Origin of the sequence: Blautia sp. OM07-19 (genome assembly GCF_003481595.1) — a bacterium.
Classification (GTDB): Bacteria; Bacillota; Clostridia; order Lachnospirales; family Lachnospiraceae; genus Blautia_A; species Blautia_A intestinihominis.
Genome location: NZ_QULA01000001.1, coordinates 387,928 through 400,723 on the forward strand (window position 1 = coordinate 387,928; position 12,796 = coordinate 400,723).

Sequence of the window (12,796 nt, forward strand, 5' to 3'; positions counted from 1 at the left end):
GCAAAGCAGTTGAGAAACGGGAGATAAGAGATGCGACTGGTAATTGTTACAGGAATGTCCGGCGCGGGCAAATCTACGGCGATGAAGATGCTGGAAGACGCACAGTATTTCTGTGTGGATAATCTGCCGATCCAGCTGGTGGGGAAATTTGTCTCTCTGGTGTCGGCAAACAAGGGAGAGGATGTTCAGAATGCAGCAATTGGACTGGATGTCCGCAGCGGCAGATATCTGGAGGGGCTGGAAGAAGTACTTGACCAGCTTAAAGCAGAGGGATATAAGTTCGAGATCCTTTTTCTTGATGCAGATGACCGCACACTGGTCAAACGATACAAGGAAACAAGGAGAACACATCCGCTTGCCATGACAGGGCGCGTGGATGAAGGAATACAGAAGGAGCGGGAATGTTTAAGTTTTCTCAAAGAACATGCCGACTATATCATAGATACGACACATCTTCTCACCAGAGAACTCAAAAAAGAACTGGACAAGATCTTTGTAGAAAATGGCAAATTCGACAATATGATGATCTCTGTATTGTCATTTGGATTCAAGTATGGAATCCCGGAGGATGCGGATCTTGTGTTTGATGTGCGATTCCTTCCAAATCCTTATTATGTGGATGAACTGCGGCCGCAGACAGGGATGGATGATGGCGTCTACAATTATGTGATGCAGAACCAGGTGGCACAGGATTTTGCCGACAAACTGGAAGATATGATGAAATTTCTGATTCCGAATTATGCAAAGGAAGGCAAGACCAATCTCGTGATCGCAGTCGGATGCACAGGCGGTAAGCATCGGTCTGTTACACTGGCGCGTGTCCTTTATGACCGCCTTCATGCAGAAAGGGGATATGGGATCCGCCTGGAACACAGGGACATCGGTAAGGATGCGCTTCGCAAAAAATAAGTAATATAAGAACAGGAGAGAACGGGAATTGTCTTTTTCAGGGATGGTGAAAGAAGAACTTTCCAGGCAGGTCAGCACAGCAAGACACTGCAGGATCGCAGAAATAGCTGCACTTTTGAGCGCCTGTGGCAGAATGACAGCAGACGGGATCCTGCATTTTCAGACTGAAAATTATGCTGTTGTAAGAAAGTACTTTACATTGTTGACAAAAACCTTTAATATAGATACAGCAATAGCTATTCGGGAAAGCTGTCAGATGAAAAAAGGAAAAGTATATTTTGTCGAAATTGCAGACCCGGCACAGATAGAGACTGTACTTCAGGGAACGAAACTTTCTGTAGATAAATGTAGCGGAGAAACGTTATATGCAGGCAATGGGCTCGTTATACAGCAGAGCTGCTGTAAGCGGGCTTTTATCCGCGGGGCGTTTCTGGCATCCGGTTCGATCAGTGATCCGGAGAAAGGGTATCATTTTGAAATCGTCTGTTCAGACGAGCAGAAAGCAGAGCGGCTTCGGGAACTTATCCGCAGCTTTGAGATCGATGCCAAAATTGTCATGCGCAAGAAGTCATATGTGGTCTATGTGAAAGAGGGCGCGCAGATCGTAGATATGCTGGCAGTTATGGAGGCAAATGTAGCTTTGATGAACCTTGAGAATATCAGGATCGTCAAGGAAATGCGAAATACTGTCAACAGGAAAGTAAACTGTGAAACAGCGAATATCAACAAAACGGTGAATGCAGCAGTGAAGCAGACAGAGGACATCAGATTGATTCAGGAAAAGATGGGGTTTCACAATCTGAACGAAGGTCTTGCTGAGATCGCGGAGCTGAGACTGCAGTATCCGGAAGCTACACTAAAAGAATTAGGTATGATGTTAAATCCGCAGGTTGGGAAGTCGGGGGTAAATCACCGCTTAAGAAAGCTCAGCCAGATCGCTGACGGACTGCGGGTGAACGAGGAGGAGTTATTATGATTAAAAAACCAATCACTATTCAACTGTCTACAGGACTTGAAGCACGTCCGGTTGCACAACTGGTACAGGTTGCAAGCCAGTTTAACAGTGAGATCTATGTTGAGATTGGAAGAAAGAAAGTAAATGCCAAGAGTATTATGGGAATGATGACATTAGGGCTGGACGCAGGTGAAGAGATCACACTTTCTGCAAATGGCGATGACGAAGAAGCAGCCATGACAAGCATAGAGAAGTATTTAAGCAACAATCAGTAATAAAAGAATCATAGCAGAATAATAAGAAGCATTGCCCGGAAGAAGACCAGTCCGGTGTAATGCTTTTTTATATTTCAGACATTGCCGGAAATACAAGATTATAATTGACCATAAAACAAAAACAAGGTATAATATTAAAATGTTAATGAATGTAAACCAAAAGCGAGGGAGATACCAATGTCTAAATTTTTGAAGTTTATTGTACATTTCGTAATTATATGTACGATCGCCCTGATACTCGGTATGGCACTGCCGCCATTTTTCGGAGTTACAACGGTGATTGTAGACAGCACAGATAAGGCCACTAATCTGCCGATGGGATCCATAACGTATGCGATACCGGTAAAGACAGAAGAGGTAACAGCAGGGACTCCGATTCTGGTAAAGAAGGATTCCATGACATACCGTTATAATCTTGTAAATGTAAACAGAGAGAATAACACAGGTACAGTGATTGATTCAAGTGCGTCTGCACAGAGCAATATCACAGTTTCTGTCAAGAATTGGGTGCAGAAGGTTGTAGTTACAATTCCTTTCGTGGGATATATCCTGACTGCGACAGAGAGCACAGAAGGACTGATCATTCTTGGTCTGGTAGTCCTTTTCCTCATCATTCTCTATGTTGTGGCAGAACTTCTCAAGAAAGAACCGGAAGACGAGTACGAAGATCTTGGCGGAGAACGCAGACATGTTAAGACTGCCAAGGAACTTCGTATGGAAGAAAAAGCCCGTGCGAAACGTATGGACGAAGAGGACAGAGAACTTCTTTATGGCGAGAAAGCCCGCCGTAAGCAGGCCAAGAAAGAAGAAAAGAAACGCAAAAAGATCCGCACAGGCGGATTTGTAGATGAAATCTATGAGGATGACCTGGAGGAAGAACCGACACAGAAACCACAGCGCCCGGTAAGAAATGTCCAGGTGGCAACAAGCGAGGCGCATGAACTTCTGAAGAAGGAAATTGCTGCTGCTACCGCAGAGGATTCCGATAATGACCAGAATGTATATGAGACCACAGGGAACTATACAGAGGATCTCCCGGAGATCCAGGAGCCTGAGGAAGAACCGGAAGAAGAGAAACCAGTAGAGATCAGGAAAATGGCGATCCCGAGTTACTCTGCTTCCCAGCTCGCTGACAAAGCAAGAAAGGCCGGCGATGCTCCGGATATCGTAAGAGATTCCATTACCAAGGTCACTTTGTTTGACTATTCCGATATCATCGGTGGTGATGAGGAATCCGAAGAATAACTGAATAATATCCTATTATATATAGGAAGAAAAATGTTAAATGAGATGCAGTGAGGGGATACAGAATCCTTTCACTGCATTTTGCACTATAATAAAAAGAAAGTACCATAAATTATTGTGCACAAATTTCTTCAAAAAAATAAAAAAAAGACTTGCATAATTCGGAATCATCGTATATACTAATATCTGCTGTGACATGATAGCTATGAAGCGCGAGGTTGCTGCCAGTTACCGGCAGGTTTTCCGTGGAGCGAATGTCAAGTTAGGAAACTGACGACAAGTCACTGTACAAGTTCAGAAACCATCATCGGGATGGACGTGTGGATAAATGTCGCATGACACACACGGAGATGTGTACAGTCGCCGCTTGTCGTACTGCATAATTGAGTACGAATAGGAGGAGACTTTTTTTATGGCAAATCAGGTAATGAGAATCACTTTAAAAGCTTACGATCATCAGTTAGTAGATGCATCCGCAGCAAAAATCATCGATACTGTTAAAAAGAATGGAGCAACTGTTAGCGGACCGGTTCCGCTTCCGACAAAGAAGGAAGTTGTTACAATCTTAAGAGCTGTTCACAAATACAAAGATTCCAGAGAGCAGTTCGAGCAGAGAACTCATAAGAGACTCATCGATATCATGACACCAACCCAGAAAACAGTAGATGCACTTTCCAGACTGGAAATGCCTGCAGGTGTTCATATCGATATCAAGATGAAAACCAAATAATTTAACTCGTTTTTAAATGTCCATCGGGCATTTCAAAAAACTATATGATTGCCTTTATGGTAATCCGCTATAAGGAGGAAGAAAGAAATGAAGAAAGCTATTTTAGCTACTAAAGTCGGAATGACTCAGATCTTCAATGAAGACGGACAGTTAATTCCGGTAACCGTTTTACAGGCTGGTCCATGCGTTGTAACTCAGGTTAAGACAGAGGAAAACGACGGATACGCATCAGTTCAGGTAGGATACGGCGACATCAGAGAAAAACTGGTGAACAAACCGGAAAAAGGTCACTTCGACAAAGCTGGAGTTGCTGTTAAGAGATTCGTTAAAGAATTCAGATTCGAAAACGCTGCTGAATATACAGTAGGACAGGAAATCAAAGCTGACATCTTTGCAGCAGGAGATCACATCGATGCTACTGCAATCTCCAAAGGTAAAGGCTTCCAGGGAGCTATCAAGAGACATGGACAGTCCAGAGGACCTATGGCTCACGGTTCCAAATATCATCGTCATGCAGGTTCCAACGGTGCTTGCTCTGATCCGAGCAAAGTATTCAAAGGAAAACACATGCCAGGACATATGGGAAATGTACAGGTAACTGTTCAGAACCTTGAAATCGTTCGTGTAGATACAGAAAACAACTTACTGTTAGTGAAAGGTGCTGTTCCAGGACCTAAGAAATCCATGGTTACCATCAAAGAGACAGTAAAGTCTTTATAATTGAGAAAGGAGGAGCATCAGAATGGCAAACGTAACAGTTTTTAATATGGAAGGCAATGAAGTTGGAACAATGGAACTGAACGATGCAGTGTTCGGTGTTGAGATCAACGAGCATCTTGTTCATCTCGCAGTTGTTCGTCAGCTTGCAAATAAACGCCAGGGTACTCAGAAAGCTAAAACACGTTCTGAAGTAAGCGGCGGCGGAAGAAAACCGTGGAGACAGAAAGGAACAGGTCATGCAAGACAGGGTTCCATCCGTGCACCACAGTGGACTGGCGGCGGTGTAGTATTCGCTCCGGTACCGAGAGACTATGAAGTAAAAATGAACAAAAAAGAAAGAAGAGCAGCTCTGAAATCAGCTCTGACTTCTAAAGTTCAGGACAATAAACTGGTTGTTGTAGACAGCCTTACACTTGTAGAAGCTAAGACAAAAGAAATGCAGAAGGTTCTTACAAACCTCAAAGCAGACAAAGCTCTTGTTATCACAGCAGCTGATGACCAGAACGTAGCAATCTCTGCAAGAAACATCGCAGATGTACAGACTGCAACAGTAAATACTATGAACGTATATGATGTTATGAAACACAATACAGTAGTAGTTACCAAAGATGCAGTAGCATCCATCGAGGAGGTGTACGCATAATGGCAGATATTAAGTATTATGATGTGATCCTGAAACCGGTTATCACAGAAAAATCCATGAACGCCATGGGAGAAAAGAAATACACATTCCTGGTACATCCGGAAGCAAACAAGTCTCAGATCAAAGAGGCTGTTGAGAAAATGTTCGAAGGAACAAAAGTTAAGAGCGTAAATACCATGAATATGGATGGTAAGAAAAAACGCCGTGGAGCAGTTGTTGGAAAAACAGCTAAAACCAAAAAAGCGATCGTAGCTCTTACAGAAGAAAGCAAAGATATCGAGATCTTCGAGGGACTTTAATCCCAGCTTTCTCAAATGACTATGTGCACGAAAGCACGATAAGAAATTCGAAAGGAGAAACATCATGGGAATCAAAACCTATAACCCATATACACCTTCCAGAAGACATATGACTGGATCTGATTTCTCTGAGATTACAGCAAGCACCCCTGAGAAATCCTTAGTCGTATCTCTGAAGAAAAACGCTGGTCGTAACAACCAGGGTAAAATCACTGTTAGACACCGCGGAGGCGGAAGCAGAAGAAAATACAGAATCATCGACTTCAAGAGAAGAAAAGATGGTATTGCTGCTACAGTTAAAACAATTGAGTACGATCCAAACAGAACAGCTAACATCGCTCTGATCAGCTACGCTGATGGCGAGAAAGCATATATCCTTGCACCGGAAGGACTGAAAGTCGGACAGAAAGTTATGAATGGTCCGGAAGCAGAAATCCGTGTAGGAAACTGCCTGCCACTGGAGCTTATCCCGGTTGGTACTATGGTTCATAACATTGAGCTTCATCCTGGAAAGGGCGGACAGATGGTTCGTTCCGCTGGAAACGGTGCTCAGCTTATGGCTAAAGAAGGCAAATACGCAACATTAAGATTACCGTCAGGTGAAATGAGAATGGTTCCGCTTGTATGCCGCGCTTCTATCGGAGTTGTTGGTAACGGCGACCACAACCTTATCAATGTTGGTAAAGCTGGACGTAAACGTCACATGGGAATCAGACCTACAGTTCGTGGTTCCGTAATGAACCCGAATGACCATCCGCATGGTGGTGGTGAAGGAAAGACCGGAATCGGTCGTCCAGGTCCGTGCACACCATGGGGCAAACCTGCTCTTGGTCTGAAGACCAGAAAGAAAAACAAACAGTCCAACAAGCTCATCGTAAGAAGACGCGATGGAAAAGCTTTATCAAAATAATAAGGAGGGTACAGAATGTCTCGTTCATTGAAAAAAGGACCTTTCGCAGACGCAAGCCTGCTTAAAAAGGTTGACGCTCTGAATGCTGCAAATGATAAATCTGTGATCAAAACATGGTCACGTCGTTCCACTATCTTCCCGTCCTTCGTAGGACACACAATTGCAGTACATGACGGAAGAAAACACGTTCCGGTATATGTAACAGAAGATATGGTAGGACACAAACTTGGTGAGTTTGTAGCTACAAGAACTTACAGAGGACACGGAAAAGACGAAAAGAAATCCGGCGTTCGCTAGAATTAATTTAAAATAAATAATCTGCCTGTTGTCCCGCAAGGGGGCAGCAAGGCGGTGTTACCAGATATCGATTAATTGGAAAGGAGGCACTTTAAAATGGCAAAGGGACATAGAAGCCAGATTAAGAGAGCCAGAAATGAGAGTAATAGAGAGACAAGACCGTCTGCAAAATTATCTTATGCAAGAATTTCTGTTCAGAAAGCCTGCTATGTATTAGATGCAATCCGTGGTAAAGACGTGCAGACAGCACTTGGTATCCTCACATATAATCCGAGATACGCATCCAGCGTTCTGAAGAAACTGCTTGAGTCAGCAGTCGCAAACGCAGAAAACAATAACGGAATGAGCGCAGATAACCTCTACGTTGCAGCGTGCTATGCAAACAAAGGACCTACAATGAAACGTATTCAGCCAAGAGCACAGGGTAGAGCTTACAGAATCGAAAAGAGAACAAGCCATATCACCATCGTGCTGGATGAAAGATAAGGAGGAAAAGCATGGGACAGAAAGTTAACCCACATGGCCTTAGAGTCGGTGTTATCAAGGATTGGGATTCCAGATGGTATGCAGAAGCAGATTTTGCAGATTACCTGGTTGAAGACTATAATATCAGAACATTTTTAAAGAAAAAACTTTACAGTGCAGGTGTTTCCAAGATTGAGATCGAGAGAGCATCTGACAGAGTTAAGATCATCATCTACACTGCTAAACCGGGTATCGTAATCGGTAAGGGCGGATCTGAGATCGAAAAAGTTAAAGCTGAATTACAGAAATACACAGATAAGAAACTCATCGTAGACATCAAAGAAGTTAAGAGACCTGACAGAGATGCACAGCTTGTTGCTGAGAACATTGCACTTCAGCTTGAGAACCGTATCTCCTTCAGACGTGCTATGAAGTCTACAATGCAGAGAACAATGAAAGCAGGAGCAAAGGGAATCAAAACATCCGTATCCGGACGTCTTGGTGGAGCTGATATGGCTCGTACAGAGTTCTACAGCGAGGGAACAATCCCGCTTCAGACACTTCGTGCTGACATTGATTATGGATTTGCAGAAGCTGACACAACTTACGGAAAAGTTGGTGTAAAAGCTTGGGTATACAACGGTGAAGTACTTCCTACTAAAGGAAATAAGGAAGGGAGCGATAAATAATGTTAATGCCAAAAAGAGTAAAACGTCGTAAACAGTTCCGTGGCTCCATGAGAGGTAAAGCCCTTAGAGGTAATAAGATCAACTATGGTGAATTCGGACTTGTTGCTACCGAACCTTGCTGGATCAGATCTAACCAGATCGAAGCAGCCCGTGTTGCCATGACACGTTACATCAAACGTGGTGGTCAGGTTTGGATTAAGATTTTCCCGGATAAACCAGTAACAGCGAAACCAGCAGAAACACGTATGGGTTCCGGAAAAGGTACCCTTGAATACTGGGTAGCAGTTGTTAAGCCAGGACGTGTAATGTTCGAAATCGCAGGCGTTTCTGAAGAGATCGCTCGTGAAGCATTACGTCTTGCAATGCACAAGTTACCATGTAAATGTAAAATCGTTTCTCGTGCAGACTTAGAAGGCGGTGATAACAGTGAAAATTAATAAATTCGTAGAAGATTTAAAGGCAAAATCAGCTGCAGAATTAAATGAAGAATTAGTAGCTGCTAAGAAAGAACTTTTCAATCTGAGATTTCAGAATGCAACCAATCAGTTAGACAATACAAGCAGAATCAAAGAGGTTCGCAAAAATATTGCCAGAATCCAGACAGTAATCACTGAGCAGGCAAACGCTGCTAAATAGTGAATAGTAGGAGGAAATAATCGTGGAAAGAAATCTGAGAAAGACCCGTGTGGGTAAGGTTGTCAGCAATAAGATGGACAAGACCATTGTTGTTGCTATCGAAGACCATGTAAAACATCCTCTTTACAAAAAAATCGTAAAGAGAACATATAAGCTCAAAGCTCATGATGAGAACAATGAGTGCAATATCGGTGATACCGTTAAAGTAATGGAAACCAGACCGCTGTCCAAAGACAAGAGATGGAGACTGGTTGAGATCGTAGAGAAAGTGAAATAAGGAGGAAACCAGTATGATTCAGCAGGAAACTAGACTGAAAGTTGCCGACAACACTGGTGCAAAAGAAATCCTTTGTATCCGTGTTATGGGTGGCTCTACAAGAAGATATGCAAACATCGGTGATACTATCGTTGCTACTGTTAAAGATGCAACACCAGGCGGCGTTGTTAAAAAAGGTGACGTAGTTAAAGCTGTTGTTGTTCGTACCAAAAAAGGCGCTCGTCGTAAAGACGGATCTTACATCCGTTTCGATGAAAACGCAGCCGTAATCATTAAAGACGATTTAACTCCGAAAGGAACACGTATCTTTGGACCAGTTGCCAGAGAGCTTCGTGAGAAGAAATTCATGAAGATCGTTTCCTTAGCTCCGGAAGTATTATAGGAGGGTGCCTAATGTCAGCTATGAAAATTAAAAAAGGCGACACTGTTAAAGTAATCGCTGGTAAAGATAAAGGCAAAGAAGGCAAAGTTCTTGCCGTTAACGTAAAAGACAACACCGTAATCGTTGAAGGTATCAACATGGTTACAAAGCACAACAAACCATCAGCAGCAAACCAGGCTGGCGGAATCACAACAAAAGAAGCTGCTCTTCATGTTTCCAACGTAATGCTCGTTGTAGACGGAAAAGCAACAAGAGTTGGATTCCAGATGGATGGAGACAAAAAAGTACGTGTTGCTAAAGCAACAGGTAAAGTAATCGATTAATTAAGAGAGGAGGCATGACAAGTGAGTAGATTAAAAGAACTTTACAAAAATGAGATCATGGATGCCATGACCAAAAAATTTGGATATAAAAACGTTATGGAAGTGCCAAAACTCGATAAGATCGTTATCAACATGGGTGTTGGTGAAGCTAAAGAAAACGCTAAGCTTCTTGATGCAGCAATCGCTGATATGGAACTGATCACAGGTCAGAAAGCAATCGCTACAAAAGCTAAAAAATCAGTAGCTAACTTCAAAATCAGAGAGGGTATGCCGATCGGTTGTAAGGTTACCTTAAGAGGCGAGAAGATGTATGAATTCGCTGATCGTCTTATCAACCTTGCTCTTCCTCGTGTACGTGACTTCCGTGGTGTTAACCCGAACGCTTTCGATGGCAGAGGAAACTACGCACTGGGAATCAAAGAACAGCTTATCTTCCCAGAAGTTGAGTACGATAAGGTAGACAAAGTAAGAGGTATGGACATCATCTTCGTTACAACTGCTAAGACAGACGAAGAGGCTCGTGAGCTGTTAACTCAGTTCAATATGCCTTTTGCTAAATAAGGAGGAGAATTCTAATGGCTAAAACAGCAATGAAAATCAAACAGCAGCGCAAACAGAAATTCTCCACAAGAGAATACAGCCGCTGCAGAATCTGTGGACGTCCACACGCATACCTGAGAAAATACGGTATCTGCCGTATCTGCTTCCGTGAACTGGCATACAAAGGTCAGATCCCGGGTGTTAAAAAAGCTTCTTGGTAGAATTTATTAACTATAAAATTTATAATCGACATGTAAAGTCTGAAAATTTAGGAGGAAACTAACATGACAATGAGTGATCCAATCGCAGATATGCTTACAAGAATCCGTAACGCTAACACTGCAAAACATGATACAGTAGATGTTCCGGCATCCAAAATGAAAATCGCAATCGCAAACATCCTTGTAGATGAAGGATACATTGCAAAATACGATCTGATCGAAGATGGCGTATTCAAAACCATCCATATCACACTGAAATACGGTGAGACAAAGAATGACAAGATCATCACAGGACTTAAGAGAATCTCCAAACCAGGTCTTCGTATCTACGCTGGTAAAGATGAGCTCCCGAGAGTACTTGGCGGACTTGGAATCGCAATCCTTTCCACAAACAAAGGTGTAATCACTGACAAAGAAGCTCGTAAACTTCAGGTTGGTGGAGAAGTTCTTGCTTTCGTTTGGTAATCAGACCGAAAGCATTTGACCTACGAAACTTAATGAGCCCAGCGCGTAAGCGCACGGGCGAATTTAAGGATAGATACAAACTGAAAACAGAGAGAAATGAAAACTTTTCTCTCCGACAATTTAAGTAAGGAGGACAATATTATGTCACGAATCGGAAGACTTCCGGTAGCTATTCCGGCAGGCGTTGAAGTAAGCGTAGCTGCAGGTAACGTAGTAACCGTTAAAGGTCCTAAAGGAACACTCGAAAGAGCACTTCCAACCGAAATGGAAATCAAAGTAGAAGATGGTCATGTAGTAGTTACAAGACCGAACGATCTTAAGAAAATGAAAGCATTACACGGTCTGACAAGAAGCCTTATCCACAACATGGTTGTTGGTGTAAGCGAAGGCTACACAAAAGAGCTTGAAGTCAACGGTGTAGGTTATAGAGCACAGAAACAGGGCAAGAAACTTGTTCTTTCTCTGGGATATTCTCACCCGGTAGAGATGGAAGATCCAGAAGGTCTGGAATCCAAAGTTGATGGAAACAAGATCATCGTTTCCGGTATCAGCAAAGAAAAAGTTGGCCAGTACGCAGCAGAGATCAGAGATAAGAGAAGACCGGAGCCATATAAGGGCAAAGGTATCAAGTATGCTGATGAAGTTATCAGACGTAAAGTCGGTAAGACTGGTAAGAAATAAATAAGGAGAGTGAGAATATGATTAATAAAGCATCCAGAGCGGAAATTCGCGAGAAAAAACATAGAAGAATCCGTCATCATCTCAATGGAACAGCTACTACTCCTAGACTGGCAGTATTCCGTTCCAACAAGCATATGTATGCACAGATCATTGATGACACTGTAGGAAAAACTTTAGTATCTGCTTCTACTCTTCAGAAAGATGTAAAAGCTGAACTGGAAAATACTGATGATGTAAAAGCTGCAGCATACCTTGGAACTGTAATCGGAAAGAAAGCAGTTGAAGCAGGTATCGAGAGCGTTGTCTTCGACAGAGGAGGCTATATCTATCACGGTAAAGTAAAGGCACTGGCAGACGCAGCAAGAGAAGCTGGGCTGAAATTCTAAAAGGGAGGAACAAGACACATGAAACATAATCTTATTGATGCTAGTCAGTTAGAATTAGAAGATAAAGTAGTGTCAATCAAACGTGTTACCAAGGTTGTTAAAGGTGGCCGTAACTTCCGTTTCACAGCTTTAGTTGTAGTAGGTGACGGCAACGGACATGTTGGTGCAGGTTTAGGAAAGGCAGCTGAAATTCCGGAAGCTATCCGCAAAGGAAAAGAAGATGCCATGAAAAAACTGGTTACAGTTGCAAGAGATGAGAACAATTCCATCACTCATGACTATGTAGGTAAATTCGGAAGTGCTGAGATGCTTCTGAAACGTGCTCCGGAAGGTACTGGAGTTATCGCTGGTGGTCCAGCCCGTGCAGTCATCGAGCTTGCAGGAATCAAAAACATCCGTACAAAATGTATGGGATCCAGAAATAAACAGAACGTAGTTCTGGCTACAATCGATGGATTAAGCAAACTGAAAACTCCGGAAGAAGTTGCAAAACTTCGCGGAAAATCTGTAGAAGAGATTCTGGCATAAGGAGGACAAAATAATGGCAAACACATTAAAGGTTACACTTGTTAAGTCTCCAATCGGTGCAGTTCCGAAACACAAAAAGACTGTAGTTGCTATGGGACTTACAAAAATGCACAAAACAGTTGAAATGCCTGACAATGCAGCAACCAGAGGAATGATCCAGCAGGTTCAGCATCTTGTAAAGGTAGAAGAAGCATAAGATATCCAGAGAGTATTTTCAAAA

24 protein-coding genes are annotated in these 12,796 nt (G+C 42.7%); all 24 read left to right on the forward strand.

Annotation, left to right across the window (positions count from 1 at the left end):
- Positions 1 to 30 precede the first annotated feature (30 nt).
- The 24 genes from rapZ (at position 31) to rpmD (ending at position 12,772) form a co-directional block, all read left to right on the forward strand.
- On the forward strand, positions 31 to 909 hold the full coding sequence (gene rapZ / locus DXC01_RS01645) for an RNase adapter RapZ (RefSeq protein WP_022214144.1): 879 nt from the start codon (positions 31 to 33) through the stop codon (positions 907 to 909).
- Positions 910 to 937: 28 nt separating this feature from the next.
- Positions 938 to 1,885, forward strand: coding sequence for a DNA-binding protein WhiA (whiA, locus tag DXC01_RS01650; protein ID WP_118698073.1), 948 nt, complete (start codon positions 938 to 940; stop codon positions 1,883 to 1,885).
- Complete coding sequence (locus tag DXC01_RS01655; RefSeq protein WP_022214142.1) at positions 1,882 to 2,139, forward strand: HPr family phosphocarrier protein; 258 nt, start codon at positions 1,882 to 1,884, stop codon at positions 2,137 to 2,139. The genes whiA and DXC01_RS01655 overlap by 4 nt, the downstream gene beginning before the upstream one ends.
- 177 nt (positions 2,140 to 2,316) lie before the next feature.
- Entirely contained in the window at positions 2,317 to 3,384 is a 1,068-nt protein-coding gene (locus tag DXC01_RS01660; protein ID WP_118698074.1) for a hypothetical protein, read from the forward strand.
- Between the two features lie 412 nt (positions 3,385 to 3,796).
- Positions 3,797 to 4,114: a 30S ribosomal protein S10 gene (gene rpsJ, locus DXC01_RS01665; RefSeq protein WP_118252541.1), complete on the forward strand. Its 318-nt coding sequence runs from the start codon at positions 3,797 to 3,799 to the stop codon at positions 4,112 to 4,114.
- Positions 4,115 to 4,201: 87 nt separating this feature from the next.
- A complete protein-coding gene (gene rplC, locus DXC01_RS01670) occupies positions 4,202 to 4,834 on the forward strand; it encodes a 50S ribosomal protein L3 (RefSeq protein ID WP_118252540.1) in 633 nt (210 codons plus the stop codon).
- A gap of 22 nt (positions 4,835 to 4,856) precedes the next feature.
- On the forward strand, positions 4,857 to 5,477 hold the full coding sequence (rplD, locus tag DXC01_RS01675) for a 50S ribosomal protein L4 (RefSeq protein ID WP_118698075.1): 621 nt from the start codon (positions 4,857 to 4,859) through the stop codon (positions 5,475 to 5,477).
- Entirely contained in the window at positions 5,477 to 5,776 is a 300-nt protein-coding gene (gene rplW / locus DXC01_RS01680) for a 50S ribosomal protein L23 (protein WP_118252538.1), read from the forward strand. The genes rplD and rplW overlap by 1 nt, the downstream gene beginning before the upstream one ends.
- 64 nt (positions 5,777 to 5,840) lie before the next feature.
- Positions 5,841 to 6,686 carry a 50S ribosomal protein L2 gene (gene rplB, locus DXC01_RS01685; RefSeq protein WP_118252537.1) on the forward strand — a complete coding sequence of 282 codons (846 nt, stop codon included), beginning with the start codon at positions 5,841 to 5,843 and terminating at the stop codon, positions 6,684 to 6,686.
- 15 nt (positions 6,687 to 6,701) lie between these two features.
- Positions 6,702 to 6,983, forward strand: coding sequence for a 30S ribosomal protein S19 (gene rpsS, locus DXC01_RS01690; RefSeq protein ID WP_008707255.1), 282 nt, complete (start codon positions 6,702 to 6,704; stop codon positions 6,981 to 6,983).
- A 96-nt stretch (positions 6,984 to 7,079) separates the two neighbouring features.
- Positions 7,080 to 7,469, forward strand: coding sequence for a 50S ribosomal protein L22 (rplV, locus tag DXC01_RS01695; RefSeq protein WP_118252536.1), 390 nt, complete (start codon positions 7,080 to 7,082; stop codon positions 7,467 to 7,469).
- Positions 7,470 to 7,480: 11 nt separating this feature from the next.
- Positions 7,481 to 8,137: a 30S ribosomal protein S3 gene (gene rpsC, locus DXC01_RS01700; RefSeq protein WP_005424980.1), complete on the forward strand. Its 657-nt coding sequence runs from the start codon at positions 7,481 to 7,483 to the stop codon at positions 8,135 to 8,137.
- The gene (gene rplP, locus DXC01_RS01705) at positions 8,137 to 8,574 is read left to right on the forward strand and encodes a 50S ribosomal protein L16 (protein WP_019162497.1); all 438 of its coding nucleotides are present in this window, start codon (positions 8,137 to 8,139) and stop codon (positions 8,572 to 8,574) included. Before rpsC ends, rplP begins: the two co-directional genes overlap by 1 nt.
- Entirely contained in the window at positions 8,564 to 8,773 is a 210-nt protein-coding gene (gene rpmC / locus DXC01_RS01710) for a 50S ribosomal protein L29 (RefSeq protein ID WP_022067328.1), read from the forward strand. Before rplP ends, rpmC begins: the two co-directional genes overlap by 11 nt.
- Positions 8,774 to 8,795: 22 nt before the next feature.
- Complete coding sequence (gene rpsQ, locus DXC01_RS01715; protein WP_008707264.1) at positions 8,796 to 9,050, forward strand: 30S ribosomal protein S17; 255 nt, start codon at positions 8,796 to 8,798, stop codon at positions 9,048 to 9,050.
- A gap of 13 nt (positions 9,051 to 9,063) precedes the next feature.
- Positions 9,064 to 9,432: a 50S ribosomal protein L14 gene (rplN, locus tag DXC01_RS01720; RefSeq protein WP_005424985.1), complete on the forward strand. Its 369-nt coding sequence runs from the start codon at positions 9,064 to 9,066 to the stop codon at positions 9,430 to 9,432.
- An 11-nt stretch (positions 9,433 to 9,443) separates the two neighbouring features.
- Positions 9,444 to 9,755, forward strand: coding sequence for a 50S ribosomal protein L24 (gene rplX / locus DXC01_RS01725; RefSeq protein WP_118698076.1), 312 nt, complete (start codon positions 9,444 to 9,446; stop codon positions 9,753 to 9,755).
- Positions 9,756 to 9,776: 21 nt separating this feature from the next.
- Positions 9,777 to 10,316, forward strand: coding sequence for a 50S ribosomal protein L5 (rplE, locus tag DXC01_RS01730; protein ID WP_044925691.1), 540 nt, complete (start codon positions 9,777 to 9,779; stop codon positions 10,314 to 10,316).
- Between the two features lie 14 nt (positions 10,317 to 10,330).
- On the forward strand, positions 10,331 to 10,516 hold the full coding sequence (locus tag DXC01_RS01735; protein WP_005424988.1) for a type Z 30S ribosomal protein S14: 186 nt from the start codon (positions 10,331 to 10,333) through the stop codon (positions 10,514 to 10,516).
- Positions 10,517 to 10,579: 63 nt separating this feature from the next.
- Positions 10,580 to 10,981, forward strand: coding sequence for a 30S ribosomal protein S8 (gene rpsH / locus DXC01_RS01740; protein WP_005424990.1), 402 nt, complete (start codon positions 10,580 to 10,582; stop codon positions 10,979 to 10,981).
- Positions 10,982 to 11,122: 141 nt separating this feature from the next.
- Positions 11,123 to 11,662, forward strand: coding sequence for a 50S ribosomal protein L6 (rplF, locus tag DXC01_RS01745; RefSeq protein WP_015542257.1), 540 nt, complete (start codon positions 11,123 to 11,125; stop codon positions 11,660 to 11,662).
- A 17-nt stretch (positions 11,663 to 11,679) separates the two neighbouring features.
- Positions 11,680 to 12,048: a 50S ribosomal protein L18 gene (gene rplR, locus DXC01_RS01750; protein WP_015542258.1), complete on the forward strand. Its 369-nt coding sequence runs from the start codon at positions 11,680 to 11,682 to the stop codon at positions 12,046 to 12,048.
- Positions 12,049 to 12,066: 18 nt separating this feature from the next.
- Complete coding sequence (gene rpsE / locus DXC01_RS01755) at positions 12,067 to 12,576, forward strand: 30S ribosomal protein S5 (protein ID WP_118252533.1); 510 nt, start codon at positions 12,067 to 12,069, stop codon at positions 12,574 to 12,576.
- Positions 12,577 to 12,589: 13 nt separating this feature from the next.
- On the forward strand, positions 12,590 to 12,772 hold the full coding sequence (rpmD, locus tag DXC01_RS01760) for a 50S ribosomal protein L30 (RefSeq protein ID WP_118252532.1): 183 nt from the start codon (positions 12,590 to 12,592) through the stop codon (positions 12,770 to 12,772).
- Positions 12,773 to 12,796: the final 24 nt, after the last annotated feature.

Excerpts from the sequence above, each read along its gene's own strand:
- rplF (WP_015542257.1), top strand. The coding sequence starts at position 11,123 with ATGTCACGAATCGGAAGACTTCCGGTAGCTATTCCGGCAGGCGTTGAA.
- rpsS (WP_008707255.1), top strand. The coding sequence starts at position 6,702 with ATGTCTCGTTCATTGAAAAAAGGACCTTTCGCAGACGCAAGCCTGCTT.
- rplC (WP_118252540.1), top strand. The coding sequence starts at position 4,202 with ATGAAGAAAGCTATTTTAGCTACTAAAGTCGGAATGACTCAGATCTTC.
- rplB (WP_118252537.1), top strand. The coding sequence starts at position 5,841 with ATGGGAATCAAAACCTATAACCCATATACACCTTCCAGAAGACATATG.
- DXC01_RS01660 (WP_118698074.1), top strand. The coding sequence starts at position 2,317 with ATGTCTAAATTTTTGAAGTTTATTGTACATTTCGTAATTATATGTACG.
- DXC01_RS01655 (WP_022214142.1), top strand. The coding sequence starts at position 1,882 with ATGATTAAAAAACCAATCACTATTCAACTGTCTACAGGACTTGAAGCA.
- rpsC (WP_005424980.1), top strand. The coding sequence starts at position 7,481 with ATGGGACAGAAAGTTAACCCACATGGCCTTAGAGTCGGTGTTATCAAG.
- rplD (WP_118698075.1), top strand. The coding sequence starts at position 4,857 with ATGGCAAACGTAACAGTTTTTAATATGGAAGGCAATGAAGTTGGAACA.
- rplV (WP_118252536.1), top strand. The coding sequence starts at position 7,080 with ATGGCAAAGGGACATAGAAGCCAGATTAAGAGAGCCAGAAATGAGAGT.
- DXC01_RS01735 (WP_005424988.1), top strand. The coding sequence starts at position 10,331 with ATGGCTAAAACAGCAATGAAAATCAAACAGCAGCGCAAACAGAAATTC.
- rpsH (WP_005424990.1), top strand. The coding sequence starts at position 10,580 with ATGACAATGAGTGATCCAATCGCAGATATGCTTACAAGAATCCGTAAC.
- rapZ (WP_022214144.1), top strand. The coding sequence starts at position 31 with ATGCGACTGGTAATTGTTACAGGAATGTCCGGCGCGGGCAAATCTACG.
- rpsE (WP_118252533.1), top strand. The coding sequence starts at position 12,067 with ATGAAACATAATCTTATTGATGCTAGTCAGTTAGAATTAGAAGATAAA.
- rplN (WP_005424985.1), top strand. The coding sequence starts at position 9,064 with ATGATTCAGCAGGAAACTAGACTGAAAGTTGCCGACAACACTGGTGCA.
- rplP (WP_019162497.1), top strand. The coding sequence starts at position 8,137 with ATGTTAATGCCAAAAAGAGTAAAACGTCGTAAACAGTTCCGTGGCTCC.
- rplW (WP_118252538.1), top strand. The coding sequence starts at position 5,477 with ATGGCAGATATTAAGTATTATGATGTGATCCTGAAACCGGTTATCACA.
- rplX (WP_118698076.1), top strand. The coding sequence starts at position 9,444 with ATGTCAGCTATGAAAATTAAAAAAGGCGACACTGTTAAAGTAATCGCT.
- rplR (WP_015542258.1), top strand. The coding sequence starts at position 11,680 with ATGATTAATAAAGCATCCAGAGCGGAAATTCGCGAGAAAAAACATAGA.
- rpmD (WP_118252532.1), top strand. The coding sequence starts at position 12,590 with ATGGCAAACACATTAAAGGTTACACTTGTTAAGTCTCCAATCGGTGCA.
- rpsJ (WP_118252541.1), top strand. The coding sequence starts at position 3,797 with ATGGCAAATCAGGTAATGAGAATCACTTTAAAAGCTTACGATCATCAG.